We start from the raw sequence: 23,017 nt of genomic DNA on the forward strand, positions 1-23,017 counted from the left end.
ACAGGGAGGTTCACGATGACGCGGTCCGGCAGGCCCTCGGAGGGCTCCTGGACGGAGCACTATCCCGAGCTGGGGACCGGCCCCATCTCGTTTCGAGACTCAACATCGCCGGAATTCTTCGAACTGGAACGCGAGGCCGTGTTCAAACGGGCGTGGCTGAACGTTGCCCGCGTCGAGGAGTTGCCGCGCGTAGGCAGCTATGTCACCAAGGAAATCGAGGTGGCCCGCGCGTCGGTGATTCTGGTCAGGGGCCGCGACGATCGCATTCGCGCCTTCTACAACGTCTGCCGCCACCGGGGAAACAAGTTGGTATGGAACGACTTTCCCGGTGAAGCGACACGCGGGACCTGTCGTCAGTTCACCTGCAAGTACCACGGGTGGCGCTACGGCCTCGACGGTGCGCTGACATTCGTGCAGCAGCCGGAAGAGTTCTTCGACCTCGACGCCGCGGACTACGGATTGCGGCCGGTGCATTGCGATGTGTGGAATGGCTTTATCTTCATCAACTTTGATGCCGAACCGCGTCAAAGCCTGCGCGAGTTCTTGGGTCCGATGATCACCGGCCTTGATGACTACCCGTTCGGCAAGCTGACCGAGCGCTACGAGTGGGTGGCGCACAACAACAGCAACTGGAAAATCTTCGCCGATGCGTTCCAAGAGTACTACCACGTGCCGTCGCTGCACCCACAACAGGTGCCGGCGGAGGTGCGCGACCCTAAGTCCGGATTCACCTGTGGGCATTTCCAACTCGACGGCCCGCACCGGCTCGTGTCGACCGCGGGACGGCGCCGTTGGCTGCTGCCGCCGGAGTTCATGTATCCCATCGAGCGGGCCACCAAGAGCGGCCTCGTCGGCCCGTGGCGCACACCGGATATCGGGGAGCTCCCGGCCGGCCTCAATCCCGGGGGCATTGAGCCCTGGGGAATCAGCAACTTCCAGATCTTCCCGAACACCGAGATATTGATCTACGGCGGCTGGTATCTCCTGTACCGGTACTGGCCGACTTCGTACAACACCCACCGGTTCGAGGCCTACACCTACTTCCACCCGGCGCGCACCGTCCGGGAACGCATTGAACACGAAGTCGCCGCGGTGGTGCTGAAGGAGTTCGCGCTGCAGGACGCTGGCATGCTCGGCGGAACGCAGGCTGCACTGGAGTACGGCGTTGTCGACGAGTTCCCGCTCAACGACCAGGAGATCCTGGTGCGCCACCTGCACAAGGTCATCGTCGACTGGGTAGAGGCATACCAACGCGAAAAAGCTCCGGCGCCGGCGGGGGTCTGATCATGCCGGACGCCCTGCTGCCCAGTGCATTCGCCGAGCTGGAGCGCTATGCCCAAATCTGGTGCCTGGCCACCGAGACCGAGCGCTGGAACGCGCGGGTGGCCAGCACCATGCCCGAAATGCACGAGTTCTACGATGCGTTCTTCCCGCGCCTCGAAGAGGCCATCGACTACTGCGACAAGTTCCCGCTCGACGACCTACCCGAAGATGCGCTCAACCTGCTCCACCTGATCTACTCGCTGATCATGGTCGCCATGGCGGTCGAGGTCATGCACCAGCCCATTCCGACCGATGCCGCCGATGCGGTCATGATCCGCACCGACGAACCGGTCCCGTGACATCCGCGTGACCACAAGGAAGGCCAGGCAGGGATTTTCATGAGTCTGCTCACCATCACCAAGCTCGGCGACTCCGTCGGCGCCGAAGTCACCGGCCTGGATCCGGCTCACCTCAGTTCCGACGACCCGGTCGGTGAAGTCCTCCTGGATGCGTTGGAGCACAACGGTGTTCTGGTCTTTCCGGGGCTCCGGCTGCAACCGGAGGCCCAGGTCGCCTTCTGCCGCCGCCTCGGAGAGGTCGATCACTCCTCCGACGGGCACCACCCCGTGCCCGGGATATACCCGATCACGCTGGACAAATCGAAGAACTCCTCGGCGGACTATCTTCGGGCGACGTTTGACTGGCATATCGACGGATGCACCCCGCTAGGGGACGAGTATCCCCAAAAAGCCACCGTCCTTTCGGCCGTGCAGGTCGCCGAATGTGGCGGCGAAACCGAATTCGCCAACTCATACGCCGCCTACGACAGGCTGAGCGACGAAGAAAAGCGCCGTCTCGGCACGTTACGTGTCGTGCACTCCCTGGAAGCCTCACAACGGAGCGTCACCCCGGATCCGACCCCAGAACAGTTGGCGCGATGGCGATCCCGGCGCACCCACGAGCACCCGTTGGTGTGGACACACCGCAGCGGCCGCAAGTCACTGGTGCTGGGCGCATCGGCCGACTACGTCGTCGGAATGGATCTCGACGAAGGGCGTGCCCTGTTGGCCGAACTCCTCGAGCGCGCCACCGTGCCCGCGAACGTCTACAGCCACACCTGGTCGGTCGGGGACACCGTCATCTGGGACAACCGAGGGGTCCTCCATCGCGCGGCTCCTTACGACCCCCGTTCAGCCCGCGAAATGCTCCGCACGACCGTCCTCGGCGACGAGCCGATCCAGTAAAGGGAACCGTGAATGACAAAGTCACTACTGTTCGTGGAGAGCAAGCCGGCGTCAGCGGAACTGGTTGAGGAATACCATCATTGGCACGATCGGGTGCATGTGCCCGAGATGCTGACAATTGATGGATTCGTGTCGGCCCGACGTTGGCAGACCGATGGTGACTCGTTCGTCACGCTCTACGAGATCGACACCGACGTCGACGCGGCGCGCACCAACCTACGGGCGGCGTTCGCCGAGGGTCGCATGTCCAAACCGGTTGCGGTCGAGACAGAACCGCCACCGGTGATGCGTTACCTGAGTCTGATCAGCGACTCCACTGTCTGACGGACAGCCACATCGTGACCGGCCGACGACCGCCGAGTAGGCATTGCTTACCAACCTATTTGGCCCGCCGGGCGCTGGGACTCTGCCGTCAACGCCTCGCTTAGCCGGCGGGTCGCAGCGGCGAGCTGCGCGCCGAGCTGAGTGACCGCCGCGCCGCTCATCGGCTCGGCGCTGGGGACCAGGCTGAGCATCAGGGCGATGCGAGATTCGGCCTCCAGAATGGGAGAGTCGATGTGGCTCACCTCGTAGGTGCGGTCCGGCTCCAGGCTGATCGGAAACCACTCCTCCTGATGGATCAGCTCGTCGGTCAATTCCTGTGCCAGCTGGCTCAGCCGGGTGGAACGCACCTCGGCACTGCGGACGATCTGTGCCAGTTCGCGCAGGCGCAGGTCGGGCAGGATGTGCAGGCCGACCGCGTAGCCGCGTTGCTTGGCGGCGGCGATGGCCTGCCGGTAGCGATCGCGCACGTCGTCGGGCAGGGTCGCCAGCCAGCGTTCGCGAGCTTCCGGCCCGGCCCAGGCGACGGTCGACGCGCCATACGGCGGGCGGTGCGGGAACTGAGTGCCGACGGGCATCGGGTTACCGCCGCCGCGGCTGCTCCGTACTTGATCGACGACGCTCGAGTAGTCATCGCTCACCGAAAAGGCAACGCAGTGCGCACCCGTCGCGGCCGACAGCTCGGCCATCGCGGAGCGGGCCAACACCAAAGCGGGATAACGGCCCGCTGCCTCTCGGCCGAGGCGCACCAGTGCGGGCCCGAGATGGTAGGTCTTGCGAACCGGGTCGCGCAGCAGCCAGCCGGTCCGGAGTAGTTCGGACAGCATCGAGTGGCAGCTGGCCTTGTGGACGCTCAACTGGCGCGAAACCTGAGCCAATGTCATCCCCCCGCTGCCATCACCCGCCAGGTGTTCGAACAGCTTCACCACCCGCTCGGTCTGGGGGGAGGGGCGCGGAGGCATGAAGCCTATGGTCGCATAATGCGACTTCTTGCGGTGGCATGCGCGACCATGTGACCATGACCACAATGTCTGACCTTCGAGGCAAGACCGCCGTCGTAACCGGGGGAGCCGGTGGCATCGGCCAGGCCATGGGCAGGCGCTTCGGCCGGGAGGGCATGAAGGTGGTGCTGGCCGACGTCCTCGCCGAACCGCTGGACGAGGCAACCCGGGCGCTCGTGGACGAGGGCTTCGAGGCGGTCGGCGTGGTCACCGACGTCACCGACTATTCCTCGGTCGAGTCGCTGGCCAAGGAGGCGCTCGCTCGCTTCGGCGCGGTGCACGTCGTCTGCAACAACGCCGGCACCGGCGGCGTCTCCGAGGGCTACATGTGGGAGCACGACCTGGCCGACTGGCGCTGGGGGATCGACGTCAACGTGCTCGGCGTCATCCATGGCATCAAGGCTTTCGCGCCGATCTTGCTCGAGCAGGGCGACGGGCACGTGGTCAACACCTGCTCGGGCAATGGCGGATTCGCACCGATCGCCCGGGGGGCCATGGGCGGCCCGGCCACGGCGGTCTACCCGATGACCAAGGCCGCGGTGCTCTGCCTGACCGAAAGCCTCTACACCCACCTGGAGATGACTGGGACGCGGGTGCGGGCGCACGTCCTCTTCCCCGGCGGCTTTCTGAACACCGGAATCTGGGAGTCGTGGCGGCACCGCCCGGAGCGCTATGCCGCGACGCAGGAACGCCGCACGCCGGAGGCGACACTGGAAAACGTGGTGGCCCGCTTCGAGGCCGCCGGCGCACATGTCGAGTTCACCCCGCTCGAGACCGTCGCCGACCTCGTCGTGGAAGGGATTCGGGCGGACCGCTTCTGGATGATGGGGCCGCCCACGCCGGCCGATCAAGTCGTCAGCAAGAAGGCGGCATCGATCCTCGCCCGCGGCGAACCCGACTACCTGGTTGACGTCCTCGGCCGGAATGCCGAGAAATCCGAAGGAGGAACACGTTGAGCGCCAACGAAATTCGCTACGGTCCTCGCGCACCCGAGGCGCAAGTCGATCACGAGATCGATGCCACCAAGGCGCCCATCGCCACCGAGGCGATCACCGTCACCTACCTCACCGATCCGGAGATCGTCGCGGCCGTGCTGCCCAAGCCGCTGGAGTCGGCGGCCGAACCGCTGGTGCGGGTCCAGCTTCAGCGCGTCCAAATCGAAGGCAGGCCGCCGTTCGGGTCCGCGGTGTTCTCGGTGACCGCGCGGCACGGCGACCTCGCGGGCGACTACCCGCTCTTCATGCCCCAGTCGACCGAACAGTCGGTCACGGGCGGGCGCGAAACATTCGGTGAGCCAAAGAAACTGGCCCACATCGAGGTGGAGCGCGACGGCGATCGCGTCGCCGCCGTCGTCGACCGGCTGGGCTATCAGCTCATCCGAGTGAACGGGCGCATCACCGGCGCCGCCGAGCTGCCGCCCGACCAAGTGAACACCGAGTTCTACTTCAAGTTCCTGCGTGCGCCCGACGGCAGCGGCATCACCGACCCCCACCTGGTCTACGGCGAATACCACCGCCACTACGAGCTGCTCGAGAACATCGACGGCACCGTGGAATTGGGCGAGTCACCGCTGGACCCGGTGGCCGACATCGCGATCCGCCAGGTCACGTCGATCACGTGGTGTCGCCGGCGCACCATCCAGGTGGGGCGGATCGCGTCGCAGGTACCGCAGGAATGGCTGCTGCCGTACGTGCACCAGCGCTACGACGACGTGGCCCTGCTCGCCGCGCCACGTCCCGAGCCGACGCGGGTATAGCGCACCATGGACCGGTACACGGTCATCTCGGCCGACTGCCACGCGGGCGCTGACCTGCTCGACTATCGCCAGTACCTCGATCCTCAGTACAGGGACGAATTCGACGGCTGGGCAAAGGCATACGTCAACCCGTTCGGGGACCTCACCGAGGCCGACGCGGAGCGCAATTGGAACAGCGCGCGCCGGAACTCGGACCTCGATGCCGAAGGCGTCGCGGGGGAGGTCATCTTCCCCAATACCGTGCCGCCGTTCTTTCCCCAGGCGAGTCTGGCTGCCCCCCAACCCGTGGACGCCCAAGAGCTCGAGCTGCGCTGGGCAGGCCTGCGTGCGCACAATCGTTGGCTTTCCGACTTCTGCTCGTTGTCGCCGGAGCGGCGCGCCGGGGTGGGTCAGATCTTGCTCGGGGACCTCGACGAAGCCGTCGCCGAGATAGCTCAGATCGCCGAGTTGGGCCTGCGCGGCGGTGTGCTGCTGCCCGGGATCCCGCCCGGCGCAGGCATTCCCCAGCTCTACGCCGAGCATTGGGAGCCGCTCTGGGCGGCGTGCGCGGAGGCGGGCCTAGTGGTCAACCACCACGGCGGCAACGCCGGACCGAACCCCACGGACGGATGGGGCAGCTCGTTCGCGGTCTGGGTGTATGAGACGCATTGGTTTGCGCACCGGGCGCTCTGGCACCTGATCTTCAGCGGCGCACTGGATCGCCATCCGGACCTCACCGTCGTCTTCACCGAGCAGGGTGCCGGGTGGATACCGGCGACCCTGGACTCGCTCGACGTGGCGGCGGCCCGTTACGGACGGGCGAATTCGGCGATCGCCCGCTTCGCCGGGCCCACCGCCGGCTCGCTGAGCCTGCGGCCCAGCGAGTTTTGGTCCCGACAGTGTTACGTAGGCGCCAGTTTCATGCGGCCGGTCGAATGCGCCGAGCGCCACCGGATCGGCGTCGAGAAGATCATGTGGGGCAGCGACTACCCGCACATGGAGGGCACCGCTCCATACACCCGAGAAGCGTTGCGCTACACCTTCAGCGGTGTGCCGGCTGACGAGGTGGCGGCCATCGTGGGCGGGAATGCGGCGGCCGTCTACGGCTTCGACCTCGACGCGTTGGCGCCCCTGGTTGAGCGAATCGGCCCGACCGTGGCAGAGGTTGCCGAGCCTTTGGCGGGCGCGCCCGCCGATGCGAGCAGCACCGTCTTCGAGCCCGACCCGATCCGAACCTGGTAAGCGAGAGGACCTCCATGAACGACGCTGCGCCCTACCTCATCATCTCCGCGGACACCCACGCCGAGCTTCCCACCGAGCAGTATCGCGAATACATGGACCCGGAATACCGGGAGGACTTCGAGACGTTCCTCGCCGAGAAAACCGCCGCCGCGGCGCAGGCCGGCGCCTTCATCGACGAGGAGTTCGCCGAGCAGTGGTTCGACGAACACGGAGACGGCATCGCGGGTGGCTGGGACGTCGCCCAGCGCGACCGCGAACTCGACGGCGATGGCGTCGCCGGTGAGGTCATCTTTCCCGACGCCGACGCCGTCACCGGTGTCGCCGGGGCTCCGTTCGGCGCGGGCCTGGGGCAGTCCGGCGACCTGGACCCGGGACGTGCGATGGCCGGAGCGCGGGCCCACAACCGCTGGCTGGCCGAGCTGTGCAGCCACAGCCCCGAGCGGCGGGCCGGCGTCGCGGTCGTGCCGATCCTGGCGGACATCGACGCGGCGGTGGCGGAGATCGCTCGGGCGGCCGAGGCCGGGTTGCGCGGCGGCATCATGATCCCGGTGCTCTGGGGCGACTATCCGCCCTACCATGACCGGCGTTACGACAAGGTGTGGGCCGCCTGCCAGGACCTGCAGATGCCAGTTCACACCCACGTCGGTGCCGCGCCCAGTGAGCAGTACGGCCCGCACCTGGGCATCTACACGACCGAGGTGCGCTGGTGGGGAGTGCGGCCGCTGTGGTTCGCGTTGTGGGCCGGCGTGTTCGAGCGGTTCCCGAACCTGCGCTGGGGGGCTACCGAGTGCGGTGCCTACTGGGCTAATGACCTGTTGTGGCTGATGGACACCCGGTTCATGCGTGAGCACTCGGCCAAGAAGATGAGCCGTCTCTTGGAGGGCGATCTGACGATGCTGCCCTCGGCGTACTTCGACCGGAACTGCTTTATCGGCGCCACCACGACCGAGCGCCGGGAGCTGGCCCGTCGCTACGAGATTGGTGTACCAAACATGCTGTGGGGCAACGATTATCCTCACCCGGAAGGAACATGGCCGCATACCCGGGATTGGCTGCGGCGCTCGTTCTGGGACATTCCAATAGACGAGACGCGACAAATCCTCGGGCTCATCGCAGCCGAGGTATACAACTTCGATGTGGCTGCGCTCGCGGGTCTGGTCGAGCGCATCGGCCCGACCCCGGCGGACCTGGGTCAGGACGATGCGGTGAGCATCCCCAAGTGGGAGGCGGCCCGACGGGCCGGACGCCACTGGCTGACGGACGCGGAGCCTCTCCCGGACCTTGTGGAGAGCTGAGCGGCTACGTTCCTAGAGCGTCGAGTCCTTCTGGAGATCGTGGATGCATTCTCGCACTTGCTGCCCCATGATGCGCCCCAGCTGGGTGTAGGCGGCGAATTGCCCTTCGTTGAACCATTGATCGGATGTTGGGTCATGGGGGAACACGTCACTCGAGGCCGCGTAGGTCAAGAGCCATTGGGGGAATCCCTTGCACAGCACCGCTTTCGCGAAAACGAGAAGGCCTTGACGCTCATGTGGGCCATGCCCCAAGTCAGGGGCTGCCGATGGATAGGTGATGAGCCCGACCGCGACGGTCCTCTTGGCGAGGCGGCTGTTCAGGCTGTAAAACGCGTCGGTCTCTTCGAACTTGTCGCCGGAGCCGGGGGTGAGCTCCGCCAAGGGGAACTTTGCGAAATAGTCGAAATCGATCGTCACACCCAGCTCGTATTCGGCCAATCGCATCGCGTCGGCCAGCCCGCTGGCCAATGGGGGTGCATCGCCGCCCCCATCGATGCAGAAGATCAGTCGGCTGCGGCGGCGCAGCGCCTCGACCAGTCCAAGGTTTTCGTAGTGGCCGCCGTCGGTGACTTGTACCAACCGCGCGTCGGGGTAGTTGAGGCCGATGAGTTCGCGGTAGTAGTAGCCCGCGCCGCGAATGTAAGGCAATGACTTCGGCCACGGCCTCTTGTTGTCCTTGGGATCGAGGCAGGCCCCTTTCTCGGAGGCGGCAAGGTTGGCAACAAAATTCGGGTTGGGCAGCCATGTCCCCAGGCGAGCACCCGAAACGGCCAGTAGTTTTTCAAATCCCTTCTGTTGTCGGCCCATCGCCGACGCGAAGGCGGCTCCACTCGCTGCAACCGCAGTCAAAACCGTGAGATCCCGCTTGATTCTGGGTGGGGATTGGTCGTGCAGTTGGGGAGTCTGCAGCCACCCAAGTTCGGGGCCACCGATGAAATCGTGGCTGATCACGTAGGACACCGCGTTCAATCCCGGTGCAGGCTTGTGCTTTCCGCTGATGGGGGCCGCGGCGGCGAAAATGAACTTGGGTCCGCCCGCGGGAACGCTGCCAAAGTCAGGCAACCAGGTGTATTCATTCCGGTCGTAGGCTTCTGCGCGCCAGAGGCCCGAAACTCGTTTGCGCCGAACCGCGAACGTCTTCCCTAATCGATAGCGATAGAACGGATTCAGGCTTATCGACGCGACATCCACCGAGCTGATCCATGCGATCGCTAGGACCAATACCAACGAGGGCCACAAGGCGGAGAAAGGCATCTGGCGAAGGCCGCCCTCTAGTCCACCCGTGGTCAACGAGCGAAATACGCCGGCAGCAAAACATCCCAGGATGATCAGCCACGCGGCCAGCAGGACGGTAAGGGTCACCACCACCAGAATCATCGCGATGACGCCTGGGGGGAGCAGTCGCTTCCATAGTGAGAGCTTTTTCGCCTCTCCCGACAGTGTGCTGCGCTTTTTCCAAGCCATCGCGGTAATCGCCGCCAGGTAGTTGAGACCCACCAGGCCGGAAACGGCTGCGGCGGCGTCGCCCTGGTTATGGGTAGCGTGCGCGCTGAGCGATGAACACAGCCGCATCAGCGTCGGTAGCCCGACGACCACTATCAGCACCAGCGCTGCGAAGACTGCGTTGCCGACCGCGAAGCGCTGCACCCACAATTTCGCGCGCTCGCTAGGTTTCTTCCAGAGAAACATCTCGATACCCATTGCGATACTGGTGAGGAACGCAGCCAAGCCGGCGAAGACAGCCACTGCGATCCACGACGCGGGATGGTCTGTCAGACACATCAGGTAGTCCGGGTGCTCGTGCACGAACGCGTCGTTAACGTTCGGATTGAGTACGGGAATGATCTGGGCGAAGGAGAAGGCGGGGCGCGATAGCAGATATCCGAACACCCACCCCAGCAAGGCGGGGAGGGTGAAGAGGATGGTGATCGATGCCAGCAGATTCTTGAAGACCACCGCCAACGCGTAGACCAGTTCTCCGGGCGAGTCTGCGATATAGCTTGAGCCCCTTCGGAAATGATCGAGCTCGGGCGACCCTTCCTCGAAGCGCTCGGAAACCAAGGGCTTCTTCTCGGTGTCCTGGGTGGCCAGCAGCCGCGCGCCGGCCGTATAGCCGCCGCCGGATACCGAGATCACGTAGTCGACGGTGTCGATGAGCTTTGCCCTGCCGCCGAACTTTTCGTGAACACCTATGCCTGGTTTGATCGGATCCTCTTTTGAGAATTCCTGCACGACGCCCATCGCGATGCATGCCGACCGCACTCCGCCACCGGACAAGCAGATCGCTTGCACCCGCTCGCCATTCCGGGCTTTGATGACGTTCCCAGCATCGGGGACGTTATACGCTTCGACCCAGCTCGCTTCATCGGGGTCGACAGCCTCGGTCGGCTTGGGTGGCGTCCACAGCACTTCGTTCCACCACGCCGCGGTGGTCTTGTCCGAGGACCGCGTCCGGCAAGATCTCCCACCCGCCGCCGCCCAGCGCAGGACGATTCCCACTGTCGCGGGAAAGCCGCCGAGGGCTAGCAGCAAGGCGCACCATTGGATGGTTGCTGCCGTCGAGATAGCGTTGATCCAGGCGGTCGAGTTGTGACCGTCGACCGCCCAACAAATCAGCGAAGCCTCGATAATCCCGGCTAAAGAGGCAATTGCCACGGCCGCAGCGACGTATATGGCCGCTAGTCGCCCAGCCGCCGAGATCGCCCACAACAGGAAGACCCCCGCTAGCCCGCCCAGCGTGAGGGTGTAGCCGAGGACGAAGAGAAAATCCGAGTAAATCGCTGCCCGGACCCGATCGACGACGACTGGGAATTGCGAGCCGTGACCGTAGATGTACCTCGCGAAGCTCGACCCTGCGGGGCCCGGCCACGAATACCACACCAATACGCCACCGGCGGTTGCAAGGGCAAATGCCGCGGCCGTTAGGACCCGCCGGCGAGACGCCCATTTGGCTGCGTCGATTGCCGACGGGGAAACCTCTTCAGTTGCCTCAGTTTGCGACGGTGAAGTCTTTTCGGTCACCAAAGTTTCCGACATGGATGCCTCTTCAATCCGCACCATGATGTTTCCCTTGTCCCGCATGCCCGACGGCCGCCAAGCTGGATGTCGGGCGAATTTCCGAATCCCGTGGGCAAATGCTAGGGACGATGTGCGGCACTCATCACGAGTAGTCGGCTACTCCAATTCGCTCGAATTGGCGTACACCGGCCGGGCGCGCTCACAACGCGAAGGCCAATCGTGGACGACGAGGGCTGCGTCACCCGGCCGCCGGCGGCCGTGGCATCACCGTTAGCCGGTTCCCGTATCGCGGTATGACGCCCGAGGCCCGCGTCGCCGCCGGCATTCCGGGCACGCCGGGCATTCCCGCCCCGACTGCCTCCTCGGTTCCCGGGAGCGTGGTTAGGCCGGTGCCTGACAGGGCCGATATGTGGCTGACCGCCGGGGTGGACCAGCTCGCCGGCACGGACATCGGACCGATCGACTTGGCGCTGGTAAGCATCGCGGATACGCCGCCTCCGCCACTTGTGAACCCGGTTGTAATCGGGACTACCAACGAGCCACCAACCGCACCAGCCTCAGACAGTCCTGCTGCGGCAGCCGCGGGTCCTGCTGCTGCTGTAGTAGCTTCCTTGACGGCGTCACCTGCCATACCCGCAATGTCAATGTTCGTCGGTAGCGCGAAAACCCCACTCGATGCTAGGGAGCCCCACATAGTGGCATCGGGCCCAAAGGCTGTGAAAAGTTTGTCGTCGAGCTCCGAACTTCCCGGTATGGCTTCGATGTATTGAACGAAATTGGCCCAATCGTTTTCAAGGTTCGTTCCTAGTCCTTGCACCGTGTTGGCCTGCGCGACGGCATTCGCCTGGCTGGCCACGCCCGCCGGATTGGTGGTCTGGTTCGGCGGGATGAATGGCGTCAACGTCGCCGCGGCTGCGGAGGCGCTGGAGTAGCCGTACATCGCGGCGGCGTCCTGGGCCCACATCTCGGCGTACTGCGCCTCGGTGGCCGCAATGGCCGCGGTGTTTTGGCCGAAGAAGTTCGTCGCGATCAGCGAAGCCAGTTGGGTGCGGTTGGCCGCGATCACCGGCGGGGGCACGGTCATCGCGAATGCCTGCTCGAAGGCCGCTGCGGCGGCCCTGGCCTGCATGGCGGTCTGCTTAGTCTGCTCGGCGGTCATGTTGAGCCAACCGATGTAGGGGATGGCGGTGGCCGTCATCGACTCCGACGCGGGTCCGTGCCAGTTCAAGGTGGTCAGGCCCGAGAGCACCGATTGGTAGGTCTCGGCCGTGGTGGTCAATTCGGCGGCCAGGGCGTCCCAGCTGCCCGCGGCCGCCAGCAGCGAACCGGCCCCTGGGCCGGTGTACATCCGGGCGGAGTTGATCTCCGGTGGCAATATCGCGAAATCCATTGTGTCACATCTCCTTAGCTTGACTTCGGTGGCAAACCCCCCTTTTTTGACGGCGCAAGATAAGGCGCCGGGTGATGTCGGACAGATTGGTGCCGCGGCCCGGGTTTCCGGGCCTCTCCGCTTATTTGAGTTCTCGGCGGACCACGCGAACTGTGCATATCCAGCCACCTTTGCGGTTTCGGTGACTATCTCTGGTGAACCCTATGAATTTCGAAGGAGTAAAGATAGGGCTGAACTGCGAAAAAATAAGATCGCCGATCTTGATTGCCGCGGGGGAGACGCGGCAATGATTGGAGTTACTCGACTATTACCGCCAGCTCGCCGGCAGGTCGATTATGTGGTTTGGGCAAACGTCCTGGGCCGCCAGCGACATGAGGTTCCGTGCGTCCTCGGCCGACATCTTGGCCCGCAACGTCATGAATGCATATTCGGCTGGCGCGTAACCCGATTCGGGGCCGGCCGGATCGTCCATCAGCTGGCACGCCTGTTTTTCTTTGTCCTGAAAGCTATCCGCGTGGGCGATGCCCGCGCCCACCAGCAAGGCCAGGACAGCCAGCCCGCCGGCAGCAATCGTCGTGGGGGTCCTCACGGGTACTTCACCTTCAGTCGCGCCTCCGACGGCCCAGTGTAAGACGCGGCGACGGCAGGAATTCATCGAAGAGCGCTCGGCGACCGCCGTCGTTGACCAGAATGGTCCGGGTGCAGGTCATTCCTGAGGGTCTGGTGTCTGCGGCGGAGGACGTCGGCAAGATCGGCGCCGCGCTCGAAGAGGCGAACGCGATCGCAGCGCTGCGGACGAGCAGCATCCTGCCCGCCGGCGCCGACGAGGTGAGCGCGGCGGTCACGCCGTTGTTCATCAATCAATCGAGGATCTATCGGGAACTGGCCGCGGAGGGCCAGGCGTTCGAGCAGCGGTTCATGCAACTGCTGGGTGAGGCCGGCGCGGCCTACGCGCAGACCGAGCAGGCCGCGCTGCAGGCGCTGCGCGACACGGTCGGCGAGCTGGAAGCGCCCCTCGCCTCCTTCGCCGCCTCGGCCGAGAACCCCGCCCCCACGAGCATTCCGCCGCTGATCGTCCCGCAGAACAGCTCGGTGGCGCTGATCGTCGGCGGCACCACGTTCCCCCTGCCGGACGCCAAGTACGTCAGCTCGATCATGGCCAACTTCCTGAACAACCCCACCCTGTCGCCGCTCCTCGGGGCCTCAGGGCAGTCGTTTTACACACCGGAGCAGTTCTGGCCCTTCACCCCGCAACTCGGAAACCTGACGCTGGGCCAGTCGGTGTCGCAGGGCGTGCAGTTGCTCAACACCGCCATCAACACCGAACTCGCGGCGGGCAACAAGGTGGTCGTCTACGGCACCTCGCAAAGTTCGCTCGTTGCCACCAACGAGATCCGCAACCTCATGGCCATGGCCAACCCGCCGGACCCAACCAGCCTGTCGTTCTTCTTGACCGGCGATCCGGGCAACCCCAACGGCGGGTTCTTCGAACGCTTCCCGGGCCTGTACATCCCGTTGGTCGACGTGCTGATGAACGGCGCGACGCCGCCCAACTCGCCGTATCCAACCGTGATCTTTACCAATCAGTACGACATGGTGACGAACCTGCCTCAGTACGTGCTCAACCCGGTCAGCGACCTCAACGCCTTCATGGGCTTCGCGCTCTACCACGGGACGCACGACTACGTCGACCTGACACCGGGGCAGATCGCCAACGCCATCGAGCTGCCGACGTCGCCCGGCTACACCGGGGCCACCCACTACTACGAGCTGCTGACGCAGAACCTGCCGCTTGTCGCGCCGCTGCGCCTGTACGTGCCGCAGCCGTTCGGCAACGCGCTGGCTGATCTGCTGCAGCCGGACCTGCGGGTGATCGTCGACATGGGTTACGGGTCGGGCGAGTACGCCGACATCCCCACTCCCGCTAGCCTGTTCGAGCTGCCGAACCCGTTCACCATCGTCCCGGACCTGGTGCACGGCGCGGTTCAGGGCCCGCAGGCGGCGCTGGTGGATCTCGGGCTCCTGCCGCCGTCGATGATGCCGACCGGCTACCCGTTCAACCCGGTGCTAGATCCGGGCCTGAACTTCCCGCTGCCCCAGTCGTCGGTCACCGGCGTTTCGCTGTTGACCGGGTTCGAGGGCCAGCTGATGCGCGCGTTGGGTCTGATGCCTAGCTGGGACAGCTGACGGACGTGCCATGACCAACAGCCGCAGCCCTTTCCGGGCCGACCTTCTGGAGGGCAAGGTCGCCTTGGTCACCGGCGGCGCAACGGGGCTCGGCCTGGAGGTCGCCCGGGTGCTGGGCAACCACGGCGCCCGCGTCGCGATCTGCAGCCGCAAGGAAGCCAATCTCGAAGCAGCGGTTGCGGCGTTGCGGGAAGAGGGGATTGAGGCGACATACGGCGTCTGTGATGTCCGCCGCGACGACGAGGTGACGGCCGTCATCGAGGAGGTGCTGCGAAAGTTCGGCCAACTCGACATCGTCGTCAACAACGCCGCCGGAAACTTCCCCGTGCCGATAAGCGGCCTCAGCCCAAAGGGATTCAAGGCCGTCGTCGACATCGACCTACTGGGCACCTTCAACGTGTCGAAGACGGCGTACGACCTTTGGCTGCGCGATCACGGCGGCGCGGTGGTCAACATCAGCGCCGCGATCCAGTACCGCGGCATGGCCCTTCAGGCACACGTCGTTTCGGCCAAGGCCGGCGTCGACGCGTTCAGCCGCGCCTGCGCGATCGAATGGGGCCCCGACGGGGTCCGGGTGAATGTCGTTGCCCCCGGCGCGATGTCGGGCACCGAAGGCGTGAAGAGAATCACCGGCGATAACCAGCACCGCGCCACTCAGAACCCGCTGCGGCGTCCCGGTTCCACCACCGAGGTGGCCGAAGCCGTACTATTTCTGGCGAGCGACGCGGCGTCCTACGTGACGGGAGCCGTCCTTGTCGTCGACGGCGGCGGTTGGCTTACCGCGAGTGGAGTGCCGGATTTGCCGGGCTACCGCTGACGGCTCACATCTTCACGGTCAGCGGCCACACGTTCCAGATCTCGTCGCAGTATTCGGTGATGGCGCGGTCTGACGAGAACTTGCCGCTTCGAGCGGTATTGAGGATGGACATCTTCGTCCACGCCTCGGTGTCCCGCCACGCCTCGCTGACCTGCTCCTGGCACTTCAGGTAGGACGCGAAGTCGGCGCAGACCAGGAAGGGGTCGTCATGCCATAGGTTGTCCACCAGCGGCCGGAAGACCTCAGTGTCACCGTGCGAGAACGTCCCGCCCCCAATCAGATCCAGCACCGCGCGCAGCTCGTCGTTACCGTCGATGTAGTCGGCCGGGCGGTAGCCGTTCGCCTTGACGGCCTCGACCTCCTGCTCGGTCAGGCCGAACAGGAAGAAGTTCTCCGGCCCGACCTCATCGCGCATCTCGACGTTGGCCCCGTCGAGCGTGCCGATGGTCAGGGCGCCGTTGATCATGAACTTCATGTTGCCGGTGCCCGAGGCTTCCTTGCCCGCGGTGGAGATCTGCTCGGACAGGTCGGCGGCGGGGTAGATCAAGTGCGCGTTCTGCACGTTGAAGTTCGGCACGAACGCCACTCGCAGGAAGCGGTTCACGGCCGGGTCCGCGTTGACCGTCTCACCGACGGCGTTGATCAGCTTGATGATCCGCTTGGCCATGAAGTAGCCCGGGGCGGCCTTGCCGCCGAAGATGAAGGCACGCTGCGGAATCGACAACCCGGGGTCCTGCTTGAGCCGGTGATACAGCGCGACGATGTGCAGGACGTTGAGGTGCTGACGCTTGTACTCGTGAATGCGCTTGACCTGGACGTCGAACATCCAGTCCGGGTTCAGGTCGACGCCGGCGACCGACCGAACGTACTTGGCCAGGCGCGCCTTGTTGTTGCGTTTGATGTCGTGCCATTCGCGGCGGAAGGCCGCGTCGTCGACGAACGGCTCCAGCCCGCGCAGGCGGCTCAGGTCGGTCAGCCAGCCGTCGCCGACGGTGCGGTCAAGCAGCTCGCGCAACCCGGGGTTGGCCAGGGCGAGGAAGCGTCGCGGCGTCACGCCGTTGGTCTTGTTGCTGAACCGCTCCGGCCATAGCTCGTAAAAGTCCTTGAGCACACTGCTTTTCAGAAGTTCGGAGTGCAGCGCGGCGACTCCGTTGATGGCATGGCTGCCGACGGTGGCGAGGTGCGCCATCCGGACGCTTTTGCCGCCGTCCTCGCCGATCAGCGACATCCGACGCAACCGGTCCTCGTCGCCGGGGAAGCGCGCGCGCACCTCATCGAGGAATCGGCGGTTGATCTCGTAGATGATCTCGATGTGGCGCGGCAGCGCCTCGGAGAACATGTCCAGCGGCCAGGTCTCCAGCGCCTCAGGCAACAGGGTGTGGTTGGTGTAGCCGAACGTCGCGACGGTGATCTCCCACGCCTCGTCCCAGTCCAGCTGGCGCTCGTCGACCAGCAACCGCATCAGCTCGGCGACCCCGATGGAGGGGTGAGTGTCGTTGAGCTGCACGGCGAATCGTTGCGGGAGTTCCCGCACGCCGGCGTCCGCGAGATCGTCCATGATGTGCAGGACGTGCTGCAGCGAGCAGGACACAAAGAAGTACTGCTGCAGCAGGCGCAGTTGCTTGCCCGCCTCCGGCTCGTCGTTGGGGTACAGCACCTTGGTGACGGTCTCGGACATGACCTCGTCCTCGACCGCCCCGTAGTAGTCGCCAGTGTTGAACGCATCCAACGCGAACGACTTGACGGCCCGCGCGCTCCACAGCGTCAGCACGTTGCAGGTGTTGACTCCGTAACCCTGGATGGGCGTGTCGTACGCGACGCCCTTGAGCACGCGCCCCGGCACCCATCGGACGCGATCGTGGCCGGAGTCGTCGGTGTAATGCGCGACGTAGCCGCCCCACTTGACCAGGTAGTTGACGTCGGGTTTCGCGATCTCCCAAGGGTTTCCGTGGTCCAGCCAGTTGTCGGTCTGCTCGACCTGCCAGCCGTCGCGGATTTCCTGGTCGAAGATGCCGAATTCGTAGCGGATGCCGTAGCCGATCGCGGGTCGCTCAAGCGTGGCCAGCGAGTCGAGGTAGCACGCCGCGAGCCGGCCGAGGCCGCCGTTGCCCAGGCCCGGTTCCTCCTCGCAAGCCAGGACCGTCTCGAGATTCTGTCCCATCGCGGCGAGCGCCGTCTTGGCCGCGAGCTCCATGTTGAGGTTCAGCAGGTTGTTGCCCAGCTGCGGACCCATCAAGAATTCGGCCGACAGGTAGCAGGTCACCTTGCGGCCGAGGTCCAGCGAGGTCTGCGTCGAGGCCACCCGACGGTCCTGCATGCGGTCGCGCACGGCGAGGGCCAGTGCCCGGTAGTAATGCTCCGGCCGCAGCGCCGCGGCCGGGCGACCGATCGAGTAGCGCAGGTGGTCGGTGATCGCCCGCTGCAGCGCCGCCGCGCTCATCCCGGTGCGGGAGTGCTCGGCCAGGTCGGCCCGCGTCGGGCTGGGCGAAATTCCGTCGGAGGGCGTCTGCTCGACATCGGTCATCGTGGGTGGTCCTACTCCCTAGGGGTGGGCGGCAGGAGAGTCAGTGTGGCAGCGATTTTTGCACATCAGGAGCGCAATTGCCGTCTGTGAAGTGAACGCCAGCCCACATACTGGCGACGAGCAAGCGTTCGGTCCGCGACGCAAGCATCAGCTGTCGGGCTTGAAGCGGTACGTCTCACCGTGAGCGAGATAGACGAATTTGGTGCTCGTGGTCGAGGCCTGGGCTGCCTGCTTGAAGTCGTCGAGACCGGAAAGGAAGACAGAGAAGTCGTTGTAGTGGATCGGGATTGCGGTGCGAGGTTTGGTGATCTCGACGGCCTTCACGCCTTGCTCACCGGTCATCGTGACGACTGTGACAAGGAAGGTCGTGCCACCGGTGTGGATCAGGCCAAGGTCGATGTCGGGGTAGCGGCGCGGGATCTCCTCGAGGCTGTCGACGAGCATCGTGTCCCCGGTGATGTAGAGCCGGTAGAGGTTATCGTCATTGCGGCTGAAGTCGAGCAAGTGCCCGTTGACAGGCATCAGCAGTTCGTTGACCGCCTCGTCCGTGGAGTGCTTGCCCGGCATGGCGGTGATGGTCAACGTCGCGTCGCCCTTGTGCACCGCGAGCGACTCCCAGGTGTCGAGGGCGTAGCCGTGCTCGAAACCCAGAGCGCTGAGCTTGTCCACCGCGTCAGCCGTTGACACGATGGGCAGCTTCTTGTCGAGCTGTTGTGCGGCGACGTCGTCGAAATGGTCGCCGTGGTAGTGCGACAAGACGATCAGGTCGATAGGTGGCAGGTCGGCGATCTGGCAGGCGGGCTCGACTTCGCGACGGGCCCATATGCCGTGGCCCAAATTGACGTGCTCGCCTTTGTGGAGGAAGGCGGGATCGGTCAGGATCGTCAGTCCGCAAAACCGGATCAAGGTGGTGGCGTTACCGATAAAATAAACATCGCCTTCGTCGAAATCGGCTGTGCCACTGCTCGTTAGGTTCAAGGAAGTCATCGCGTGTTCTCCTACCCTTGGTGATTCCCTGCCATTGTGATGCTCGTCCCGCTACCAGTTTTGGGATATGGCGATTCCAGTCTGGGGCAGATCATGCCGACGGGCTAGACCCGCGGCGTTCAGGTCCCGCTATGCACCGCGATGCGGCCATGGCGCAGAATGCTCAGCCGTGGACCAGCGCACGGGCAGTGAACCCGTCGGGCCACGCCAGTTGCCGTTGGCGTCGGCCGGTGCACGCTGGCTCATCGCCGCGGCCGTCCTGGGTTCGGGCATTGCGCTGCTGGACGGCACCGTCGTCAACGTCGCGCTGCCGGCTATTGGGCGCGACTTGGGCGGGGGTTTGACCGGCCAACAGTGGGTCCTCGACGGCTACCTGCTGACGCTGAGTGCGCTGCTGCTCACCGGTGGCGCGGCGGGCGACCGCTATGGGCGCCGACGGGTTTTCGTCGCCGGGCTGGTCGTCTTCACCGCGGCCTCCGTCGGCTGCGGTCTTTCGCCGACGGTCGGATGGCTGGTCGGCGCGCGGCTGGTGCAGGGTGTCGGCGCGGCGGCGCTGGTTCCGGGCAGCCTGGCGTTGATCGACGCCGGCATCGTCGACGACGACCGGGGCCGGGCGGTCGGGATCTGGGCGGGCATGTCCGGGGTGACGACTGCGCTGGGTCCGTTCATCGGCGGCTGGCTGGTCGATGCGGCGTCGTGGCGCTGGGTGTTCTTCCTGAACCTTCCGCTGGCCGTGGCGGTGCTGTGGATCGCCGCCCGGCACATCCCCGAATCGCGCGATCCCACTGCGCGGGGCGGTCCGGACGTCCTGGGGACCGCCGCCGTCACCGTCGGGCTGTCCGGGGTGATCTACGCGCTGATCGAGGCTCCTTCGCGCGGTTGGACTTTCGTCACGACGGTGTCCGCCGCCGTCGGTGTGGCGGCGCTGCTCGCTTTTCCGGCGATCGAACGACGCGCGCAATCGCCGCTGCTGCCGTTGCGGCTCTTGCGATCCCGGCAATTCACCGGCGCCAACCTCGCGACCCTGGCCGTCTACACCGCCATCGGCGGGGCGCTGTTCCTGCTGGCCCTGCAGCTGCAACAAAGCCTGCACTACTCCGCGCTCGCCGCGGGGCTGGCGATGCTGCCGATGACGATCATCATGCTGATCGGCTCGCCGTGGGCCGGCGCCCTCGGGCAGCGGGCCGGGCCGCGGCTGCCCATGACGGTCGGGCCGCTGATCGCCGCGGCGGGTTTGGCGTTGATGGCGCGGATCGCGCCCGGGGCGACCTATCTCGGCGCGGTGCTGCCCGCCGTCGTCGTTTTCGGCGTCGGGCTGGCAATCACCGTGGCGCCGTTGACCGCCGCCGTCCTCTCCGCCGTTCCCGACGGCTACGCGGGCACCGCCTCCGGCGTCAACAACGCCGTCGCGCGCCTCGCCGGGTTGCTTGCCGTCGCCGTGCTGCCGGCTGCGGCCGGCATCACCGCCGCGCCAGGACAGCCGCTCGGTCCCGGCTTCTCAGTGGCGATGATCATCACCGCCGTCGCATGCGTGGTCGGCGCCTTGATAGCGGCGCTGACCGTCCGGACCGGCGGGGACTACGCCCACCAGGTGCTGCCCGGCATCAACCACGCCTGCCAGGACCCGTGCACCAGACGCCCGGGCCTCGCCGACGACGCGGCCTAGGTTGGGAATGCGGAAAGCGCTTCGGGGAGAACGCAGCTTCTCGGCGCGGTCGTCTCGTGCGCTACGGCGCCACCCTCACTGATTCCGAACCGCTCGTGCAGCCGCGCCAGCCACTTGGGCGCCCACCAGTTCCACCGTCCCATCACATGCATGAACGCCGGCAGCAGCACCACGCGCACCAGGGTGGCGTCCGCGGCCACGGCGAGCGTCAGGCCCACTCCGAACATCCGCATGAACGACACCTGCGCGGCGATCAACGCGGCGAACGAAATCGACATCACCAGCGCCGCCGCCGTTACTACCCGACCCGTGCGGGCCACGCCGAGCACGACGCTCTCGTCGTTGTCGGCGCGGGTGCGTCCCGAGGCGAGCCAGAATTCACGGATGCGCGAAACAACGAAGACTTCGTAGTCCATAGACAGGCCGAAGGCGATGCAGAACAGCAGCACCGGCATGTTGGCCACCAGCGTCCCGGTGGATGTGGTCCCGAGGCCGCCGAGGTGGTGGTCCTGGAAAATCCACACCATCGCGCCGAACGCCGCCGTCAGCGAAAGCATGTTGAGGACAAGAGCTTTGAGCGGCATCACGACGCTGCCCGTCAGGAGGAACAGCAATACGAACGTGACCGAGGCTATCAGGCCCAGCACCAGGGGCAGGCGTGACGTGATCGCGTTGACGCTGTCGCGATTGGTCTGCGCGGTCCCGCCGAACTCGACCGTCCTCCCGTCGGGCCGGGGTACCCCGTGCAGGCTGCGCAGCTGGGCTTCGGACCGGTCGGAGAAGAGCGGCGCGGTGGTCCTGATGGTGAGAAACGCGCTGCCCTGTACCCGGCCGGTCGGCGCCGAGGGGGGTGCGACCAGCGCCCCGGCAACGAAGGTGCCGACCGGACCCGACACCGCCGACACGTCGGGCTCCCGCGATAGATCCGCTGAGTACCTGGCGATTTCGGAATCCGGCACGCCGTCGATGTCCGGGACGACGACGCTGATCGAGGTGGCCGAGTCGTTGGCGAAATCGCTGCGCAACTGATCGCCGACCTGGCGAGCCGACGCGGAGTTCGGCAGCACCCGGTCATCTGGAAATCCCCACCGCACCCCAAGGAACGGCATACCGACCAGCAACAACAACCCAACTACGCTCAGTCCGATGGGAATCGCGTGCCGGATGACGAATCTCGTTGATCGATACCAGAATTCCTCTTCCACGGGCATGCGGGCCGGCGCCGTCCGGCCGCGCACGCGGCGCACTAGCCGGCGCACGTCCAGCGCGTTCAATCGATCCCCGAGTAAGACGATGGCCGCGGGCGTGATCACCACCGCCGCCGTCGCGGTGAACGCGACCGTCGCGATTCCCGCGTAGCCGAACGACTTCAGGAAGTGCATCGGAAACAGGATCATCGCGGCCATCGACAGCGCGACCGTCGTGGCCGAGAACAACACCGTGCGGCCCGCGGTCGCCATGGTGTGAATGAGCGCGTCGTCGCGGCTTGCTCCTCCGGCCATCTCGTCCCGGAAGCGGCTGACGATGAGCAACGTGTAGTCGATCGCCAGGGCCAGGCCCAACGCGGTGCTGAGGTTGAGCGCAAAGATCGACACATCGGTGGTGAACGCGATCAGGCGGAGCACCGCGAGCGTGCCCAGGATCGACATTCCGCCGATCGCGATGGGCAAGGCGGCGGTGAACAAGCCGCCGAACACCCACACCAGCACGACGAAGCTGAGCGGGATGGCGATCGCCTCCACTACCAGCACGTCGCGCTGCGCCTGCTCCGTGATCTGCGCGTTGACCATTGCGACCCCGCCTGACCGCACGCCGACCCCGTTGCGGTCATGCGCGAACCGGTGCGACAGGGCGTCTGCGTACTTTTGTGAGTCGGTCTCGCCGCCACTGATACCCGCGACGATCAGCCCGGACCTTCCGTCCTTGCTCACCAGCGACGCGGCGGCGGCCGGCGGCGCGGTCCATGCCGACGTCACGCTGGTCACGTGCGCGGACCGGCTCAGCTGATCGGCGATATCGGTGCCGACTGCGCGGGCCGCCGTGCTCGTGGCGCCGCCCGGGTCGGAAACGATGAACAGCAATTGCACGTCGCCCTGGCCGAACTTGTCGGTCAGAAGCTTTGCTGCCCTTGCCGATTCGGACGTGGGATCCTGCAGTCCGCCGGCCGACAGGCTCTTGGCGACCGGGATCCCGAAGATGCCCGCGGCCACCATCACGAGCCCTGCGATAGCGATCGTCCGCGCCGGGGCGGCAATGGCCAGCCCTGCGATGCGGCGCAGCAGGCCGCCCCGGAATGCACGGGTGGTGTCGGTGACCGCCGTCCTACG

General features: G+C 65.6%; 18 protein-coding genes. 11 read left to right on the plus strand and 7 right to left on the minus strand.

All coding sequences use genetic code 11. The annotated features are described in order from the left end of the window. Positions 1–15: 15 nt before the first annotated feature. Genes N415_RS00570 through N415_RS00585 form a run of 4 tightly spaced genes read left to right on the plus strand, consistent with a single transcriptional unit; the run spans position 16 to position 2,831 of the window. Positions 16–1,284 carry an aromatic ring-hydroxylating dioxygenase subunit alpha gene (locus N415_RS00570; protein WP_068175858.1) on the plus strand — a complete coding sequence of 423 codons (1,269 nt, stop codon included), beginning with the start codon at positions 16–18 and terminating at the stop codon, positions 1,282–1,284. Between the two features lie 2 nt (positions 1,285–1,286). Next, positions 1,287–1,622 (plus strand): hypothetical protein, encoded by a 336-nt coding sequence (locus N415_RS00575; RefSeq protein WP_068175860.1) that lies wholly within the window; start codon positions 1,287–1,289, stop codon positions 1,620–1,622. Between the two features lie 39 nt (positions 1,623–1,661). Continuing rightward, positions 1,662–2,507, plus strand: a complete 846-nt coding sequence (locus N415_RS00580) for a TauD/TfdA family dioxygenase (RefSeq protein WP_068175863.1) — start codon at positions 1,662–1,664, stop codon at positions 2,505–2,507. A 12-nt stretch (positions 2,508–2,519) separates the two neighbouring features. Continuing rightward, entirely contained in the window at positions 2,520–2,831 is a 312-nt protein-coding gene (locus tag N415_RS00585) for a hypothetical protein (protein WP_068175866.1), read from the plus strand. A 47-nt stretch (positions 2,832–2,878) separates the two neighbouring features. On the opposite strand, the gene N415_RS00590 is transcribed toward N415_RS00585, so the two are convergent. Beyond that, positions 2,879–3,790: a helix-turn-helix domain-containing protein gene (locus tag N415_RS00590; RefSeq protein ID WP_068175869.1), complete on the minus strand. Its 912-nt coding sequence runs from the start codon at positions 3,788–3,790 to the stop codon at positions 2,879–2,881. A gap of 65 nt (positions 3,791–3,855) precedes the next feature. Between N415_RS00590 and N415_RS00595 the strand changes: the two genes are divergently transcribed. Genes N415_RS00595 through N415_RS00610 form a run of 4 tightly spaced genes read left to right on the plus strand, consistent with a single transcriptional unit; the run spans position 3,856 to position 8,101 of the window. Then, on the plus strand, positions 3,856–4,785 hold the full coding sequence (locus N415_RS00595; RefSeq protein WP_239645409.1) for an SDR family NAD(P)-dependent oxidoreductase: 930 nt from the start codon (positions 3,856–3,858) through the stop codon (positions 4,783–4,785). After that, entirely contained in the window at positions 4,782–5,585 is an 804-nt protein-coding gene (locus N415_RS00600) for an acetoacetate decarboxylase family protein (protein ID WP_068175871.1), read from the plus strand. The genes N415_RS00595 and N415_RS00600 overlap by 4 nt, the downstream gene beginning before the upstream one ends. A 6-nt stretch (positions 5,586–5,591) precedes the next feature. Then, positions 5,592–6,806 carry an amidohydrolase family protein gene (locus N415_RS00605; RefSeq protein ID WP_068175873.1) on the plus strand — a complete coding sequence of 405 codons (1,215 nt, stop codon included), beginning with the start codon at positions 5,592–5,594 and terminating at the stop codon, positions 6,804–6,806. 14 nt (positions 6,807–6,820) lie between these two features. Next, the gene (locus N415_RS00610; RefSeq protein ID WP_068175876.1) at positions 6,821–8,101 is read left to right on the plus strand and encodes an amidohydrolase family protein; all 1,281 of its coding nucleotides are present in this window, start codon (positions 6,821–6,823) and stop codon (positions 8,099–8,101) included. A gap of 12 nt (positions 8,102–8,113) precedes the next feature. Here N415_RS00610 and N415_RS00615 read toward each other — a convergent pair whose 3' ends face one another. From N415_RS00615 to N415_RS00630, 3 genes are all read right to left on the minus strand, one after another. Beyond that, entirely contained in the window at positions 8,114–11,161 is a 3,048-nt protein-coding gene (locus N415_RS00615) for a hypothetical protein (protein WP_152531183.1), read from the minus strand. A gap of 196 nt (positions 11,162–11,357) precedes the next feature. After that, positions 11,358–12,509, minus strand: a complete 1,152-nt coding sequence (locus N415_RS00625; RefSeq protein WP_068175884.1) for a PPE family protein — start codon at positions 12,507–12,509, stop codon at positions 11,358–11,360. Positions 12,510–12,816: 307 nt separating this feature from the next. Next, a complete protein-coding gene (locus N415_RS00630; protein WP_068175887.1) occupies positions 12,817–13,098 on the minus strand; it encodes a hypothetical protein in 282 nt (93 codons plus the stop codon). A 110-nt stretch (positions 13,099–13,208) separates the two neighbouring features. Between N415_RS00630 and N415_RS00635 the strand changes: the two genes are divergently transcribed. Together N415_RS00635 and N415_RS00640 are read left to right on the plus strand one after the other, a co-directional pair. After that, a complete protein-coding gene (locus tag N415_RS00635; protein WP_239645410.1) occupies positions 13,209–14,696 on the plus strand; it encodes a PE-PPE domain-containing protein in 1,488 nt (495 codons plus the stop codon). 10 nt (positions 14,697–14,706) lie between these two features. Then, positions 14,707–15,513, plus strand: coding sequence for an SDR family oxidoreductase (locus N415_RS00640; protein ID WP_068175891.1), 807 nt, complete (start codon positions 14,707–14,709; stop codon positions 15,511–15,513). 4 nt (positions 15,514–15,517) lie between these two features. Here the strand turns inward: N415_RS00640 and N415_RS00645 are convergent, their stop codons facing one another. Further along, positions 15,518–17,953 (minus strand): glycogen/starch/alpha-glucan phosphorylase, encoded by a 2,436-nt coding sequence (locus N415_RS00645; protein WP_068176162.1) that lies wholly within the window; start codon positions 17,951–17,953, stop codon positions 15,518–15,520. A gap of 231 nt (positions 17,954–18,184) precedes the next feature. Then, positions 18,185–19,024 (minus strand): MBL fold metallo-hydrolase, encoded by an 840-nt coding sequence (locus tag N415_RS00650; RefSeq protein WP_068175895.1) that lies wholly within the window; start codon positions 19,022–19,024, stop codon positions 18,185–18,187. 169 nt (positions 19,025–19,193) lie between these two features. On the opposite strand from N415_RS00650, the gene N415_RS00655 reads away from it, so the two are divergent. Further along, the gene (locus N415_RS00655; protein WP_239645411.1) at positions 19,194–20,690 is read left to right on the plus strand and encodes an MFS transporter; all 1,497 of its coding nucleotides are present in this window, start codon (positions 19,194–19,196) and stop codon (positions 20,688–20,690) included. Here N415_RS00655 and N415_RS00660 read toward each other — a convergent pair. Continuing rightward, on the minus strand, positions 20,687–22,972 hold the full coding sequence (locus N415_RS00660; RefSeq protein ID WP_068176170.1) for an MMPL family transporter: 2,286 nt from the start codon (positions 22,970–22,972) through the stop codon (positions 20,687–20,689). The two genes, N415_RS00655 and N415_RS00660, sit on opposite strands and share 4 nt — an antisense overlap. Between the last annotated feature and the right edge of the window lie 45 nt (positions 22,973–23,017).

Source organism: Mycobacterium sp. UM_CSW (assembly GCF_000455205.1).
In the GTDB taxonomy this organism is placed as follows: domain Bacteria; phylum Actinomycetota; class Actinomycetes; order Mycobacteriales; family Mycobacteriaceae; genus Mycobacterium.

Coding starts and splice junctions, on each gene's coding strand:
- N415_RS00640 (WP_068175891.1), top strand. CDS start 14,707: ATGACCAACAGCCGCAGCCCTTTCCGGGCCGACCTTCTGGAGGGCAAG.
- N415_RS00605 (WP_068175873.1), top strand. CDS start 5,592: ATGGACCGGTACACGGTCATCTCGGCCGACTGCCACGCGGGCGCTGAC.
- N415_RS00615 (WP_152531183.1), bottom strand. CDS start 11,161: ATGGTGCGGATTGAAGAGGCATCCATGTCGGAAACTTTGGTGACCGAA.
- N415_RS00650 (WP_068175895.1), bottom strand. CDS start 19,024: ATGACTTCCTTGAACCTAACGAGCAGTGGCACAGCCGATTTCGACGAA.
- N415_RS00595 (WP_239645409.1), top strand. CDS start 3,856: ATGTCTGACCTTCGAGGCAAGACCGCCGTCGTAACCGGGGGAGCCGGT.
- N415_RS00580 (WP_068175863.1), top strand. CDS start 1,662: ATGAGTCTGCTCACCATCACCAAGCTCGGCGACTCCGTCGGCGCCGAA.
- N415_RS00575 (WP_068175860.1), top strand. CDS start 1,287: ATGCCGGACGCCCTGCTGCCCAGTGCATTCGCCGAGCTGGAGCGCTAT.
- N415_RS00570 (WP_068175858.1), top strand. CDS start 16: ATGACGCGGTCCGGCAGGCCCTCGGAGGGCTCCTGGACGGAGCACTAT.
- N415_RS00625 (WP_068175884.1), bottom strand. CDS start 12,509: ATGGATTTCGCGATATTGCCACCGGAGATCAACTCCGCCCGGATGTAC.
- N415_RS00590 (WP_068175869.1), bottom strand. CDS start 3,790: ATGCCTCCGCGCCCCTCCCCCCAGACCGAGCGGGTGGTGAAGCTGTTC.
- N415_RS00610 (WP_068175876.1), top strand. CDS start 6,821: ATGAACGACGCTGCGCCCTACCTCATCATCTCCGCGGACACCCACGCC.
- N415_RS00585 (WP_068175866.1), top strand. CDS start 2,520: ATGACAAAGTCACTACTGTTCGTGGAGAGCAAGCCGGCGTCAGCGGAA.
- N415_RS00645 (WP_068176162.1), bottom strand. CDS start 17,953: ATGAGCGCGGCGGCGCTGCAGCGGGCGATCACCGACCACCTGCGCTAC.